A 3,651-nucleotide genomic window follows, 5' to 3' on the forward strand; every position below is an offset into this window, starting at 1 on the left:
CGCCGCCTGTCGGGCGCGAGTGCTCCACCCCGCTGCTCGTTATTCTTAAAACGGTTTGGACGGACCTTCCCGGGTCTGTGAGGCTCGACGTATGCGTGGATTCGACGAGTTGATAGCGGAGGCCGAGTCGGCAGACATGACCGGATGGGGCTTTGACTGGCTGGTCGGCCGAGCCACCGAGGAGCGCGCCCCGTGGGGATTCTCGCGGCTGCTCGCGCAGCGGCTCGCAGCCGTAGAGCGGGCCCTGGATATCGACACCGGCGGTGGGGAGGTCATCAAGGAAGCACCAGAGCTGCCTCCCGTCATGGTGGTTACCGAGTCGTGGCCGCCCAACGCGGAACGGGCGCGTGTCACGTTAGGGCCGCGCGGTGTTCGTGTCCTCGAGACCCGGGGCGGCTCCCCGCTGCCCCTTGACGACGACTCGTTCGACCTCGTCACCGCCCGGCACCCCGTCAGGCCCGACTGGCACGAAATTCATCGCGTGCTGCGCCCCGGCGGGCACTATTTCGCACAGCACGTAGGACCGGCCTCTGCGTTCAAGCTCATCGAGTTCTTCCTCGGGCCGCTGCCCGAGCAGCGAAAGGGCCGAGACCCTCAACGCGAGGTCGCTCAGGCTGAACGGGCGGGCCTGCAGATCGAGCTGCTCCAGACAGCGCGATGCCGCTTGGAGTTCTTCGACGTCGGGGCCATTGTCTGGATCCTGCGCAAGTGCGTGTGGTGGGTTCCCGACTTCACCGTCACCCGGTACGAGCACAAGTTGCGGGAGCTGGACTTGAAGATGCGTCATGGGGAGCCCTTCGTCGCTCACTCCGCACGGCACCTCATCGACGCCCGCAAAGTAGGGCCTTCGTGAGCAAGGCCCCTCATAGCGACCCCTTCCAAAGCAAGGGCCGCGAGGTGCGTCACATCGCCGCCTTCCGGGCGTGCGCAGGCCGGGTACAGCGACCGATAGACGCCGATGCGTTCATGACTGGTCATGAGTGACGCCGCCACCCGCTTGAGCGCAGTGTGGAATCGCGATTTGGGCCACGACGAGCGGGCCGCCATCCTCGCGTGGGGCGCATTCACCGCCACGTTCGCCGGTGTCCGCGCCCTGACCCATCGGATCCGTGACGGCCACGGACCGGCCGGGGGTGGGATGAACCTGCATGGCGAGCACTTCCACCACTACAACATCGGGATTGCCATGCTCTCGTGGCGCGCTCTTGGTGCGGTCGGAGGCGAACCAACGTGCGCTGGACAGTCCGGTCGTACCGCTGGCGTACGGCATCGCCAATGCGCTGGTCGCCGACGAGGCGGCCCTACTCCTTGACCTGAAGGACGTCTACTGGGCGCCGCAGGGTCGAGAGAGCGTGCACATCGCTGTCGGCGCTATCGGCGTCGGCGGCTTCGGGCTCCGCGCTCACCCCCTCTCGCGAAGCGCTACTACCGCCGTCGGAGGCTAGGACACTGAGGGCGCGAAGGTGCGTCACATCGCCGCGAGCCGGCGCCTAGGTGGTGGGGGATCTGTTCGGGGGTCGAGCCGGATCCGCCATTTTCACGAGGTTGTCGAGGTGCGGTTATGGCACGAGATCAACTGTTGACGCCTAGGTTGTGGCGGCTTCATGCTTGGCCCGTGGCTGGGGGTGGGGCCTATCGCGACTTAGGTGGTCAGGCACTGGCCTGGGTGCTGGCTCAGGTGCGACTCGAGCCGGATGGGCTGTGGCTCCCGACGACCATCACCACCGAGGACTCCGAGGGCAGCACCGAGCCCGATGAGTTCCGCGACAGCATCTATGAGGGTCTGGGCGGTCTGGCGATCCTGCTCGCGGAGGTGCGGTTGACCCGTGCGTGGGCTCCCGATGAGCAGGCGGTTGCTGCCCGGATCGTCGAGCGGCTGACTACCACGGCGCGGAAGCGACAGGACGCGACGTTGTACGGCGGGCTGGCCGGCGATGTGGTCGCACTGCGTCTACTCGCACCCGACGCCGAGGTGGGGACGCTGACCCGCCTCGTCGAGCTTGCGACACCCGACGGATGGCTCAGCACCGAGGGCCAGTGGGCTGGTATGCCGGTCACAGATATCGTGATGGGTACGGCCGGCGTCGTTCTCACCGGGGTGTGGCACGGCAGCCAGCTCGGACTCGAGGTGGCCCGGCGGGGCGCCGATGCTCTGCTGCGGGCCGCCGAGCCCGTCGCTGACGGGTTCGACTGGCGTATGTCGTCCGCCACGGCGCGGCTGATGCCGAACTACTCCCACGGCACCGCCGGCGTCGTCGCGGCCCTGGCGATGGCCGGGCAGGCCCTGGCCGAAGACCGGTACCTCGAAGCGGCCAGGCTCGGTGCGGAGCACCTCGTCGCGGTCGCCGACCGTACAGGCGGCGGTTTCCGCCTGCCTATCTGCATCCCGTGGTTGCCGAGAGACGGCGAGGAATACACCTACTCCTGGTGCCACGGCCCCAGCGGCACCGCATACACGTTCGCCGCCCTCGAGCACGTAGGCGTCGGCCCGATCGGCGGGACGACGCCCAAGGAATGGCGCCGCCGGTGCCTTCACTCGATGAGGACCTCCGGGATACCACAGCGGCTGCGTCCGGGATTCTGGGACAACGACGGCCGCTGCTGCGGCACAGCGGGCGCCGGCGCGGCGTTCCTGGACGCCGCCCAGGCCGAAGCAGCGCCGAACGCAGACGGCGAGGCGTACGCGGATCAGTGTGTGGCCTTCGCGCGACACCTTGCCGACGCGCTCGTCGAACGCGCCATCGTCGACGAGACTGGCGCCCGCTGGCGGTTCACCGAGCACCGGCTGGGGCAGCCGCTGCTCCCGCCCGGAACCGGCTGGATGCAGGGCGCCGCCGGCATCGCGGCATTCCTGCTGCGGCTGTCGCGGGTGCTCGACGAGGGGCTCGACGCCGCGGTCGTCGACCTACCTGACCAATGGTGGGCGGTGCGACACGAGGTGACACTGAGCCGCGGCAGCACCACACGGCACAGGCACGACCAAACCCCCAAGGAACCATCCCGGTGACACGGTCCGCAGCGCCCCACACCCACATGCGCGGCGTTTAGCTGCCACCCAGGGGGACTCTGCAATGCTGGATCCCCTGTCCTGACCTCCTCTTCTGCCGCGCCGGAGCGCGAGGTCCAGTCGCCAGGCCCTGCGTCACATCGCCGCCAGTCGACCACTCTCCATGTCATGGTGGTGGGGGAGACGTTTTTCCTGGATTGACAGGCGCCGGCGAGCCCGACCCCCCCTCGGCTGGGGCGCCGGGCGGCTGGGCGGTCGTTCCCGGGTCGGTGGCCGGCGGGTGGGGCTTCCGGGCGGGTTCCACTATCCGCTGGTGGCCACGCATCCGGGTCACCAGCCATGTGACCCCGGCGACCAATCCGGCCGCCAAGGCACCGGAGAAGGCCTCGGACCAGCCCGACCACGTGAGGACTCGCGTTGGGAAATTGGGTTGGGGCACGACGTTAACGTTGACCCGTCGCTCGTATATCCGTTGCCGGGCGGGTTGGCCTTGCACCTCCGCGGTGAGGGTCAAGGTCAGCGTGTGCGGGCCGGGCGCCTTCGGGGTAACCACCCAGGAGAATTGGGCCGTCTCGTCGACGGCCAGGGGCACCCGGTTCGAACCGATGAGGCGGGTGGAGAACCCCGGACCGTCCAACGCGGCG

At 68.7% G+C, this 3,651-nt stretch carries 3 protein-coding genes; all 3 read left to right on the top strand.

Annotation, left to right across the window (positions count from 1 at the left end; all coding sequences use genetic code 11):
- Positions 1-91: 91 nt before the first annotated feature.
- The 3 genes from ABI385_RS17240 to ABI385_RS17250 all read left to right on the top strand — a co-directional run bounded on the left by ABI385_RS17240 (position 92) and on the right by ABI385_RS17250 (position 3,007).
- Positions 92-853 carry a methyltransferase domain-containing protein gene (locus ABI385_RS17240; protein ID WP_348104994.1) on the top strand — a complete coding sequence of 254 codons (762 nt, stop codon included), beginning with the start codon at positions 92-94 and terminating at the stop codon, positions 851-853.
- A gap of 295 nt (positions 854-1,148) precedes the next feature.
- Positions 1,149-1,445 carry a hypothetical protein gene (locus ABI385_RS17245; RefSeq protein WP_348104995.1) on the top strand — a complete coding sequence of 99 codons (297 nt, stop codon included), beginning with the start codon at positions 1,149-1,151 and terminating at the stop codon, positions 1,443-1,445.
- 170 nt (positions 1,446-1,615) lie between these two features.
- A complete protein-coding gene (locus ABI385_RS17250) occupies positions 1,616-3,007 on the top strand; it encodes a lanthionine synthetase LanC family protein (protein WP_348104996.1) in 1,392 nt (463 codons plus the stop codon).
- Positions 3,008-3,651 lie beyond the last annotated feature (644 nt).

Origin of the sequence: Lapillicoccus sp. (genome assembly GCF_039935575.1) — a bacterium.
In the GTDB taxonomy this organism is placed as follows: domain Bacteria; phylum Actinomycetota; class Actinomycetes; order Actinomycetales; family Dermatophilaceae; genus Lapillicoccus.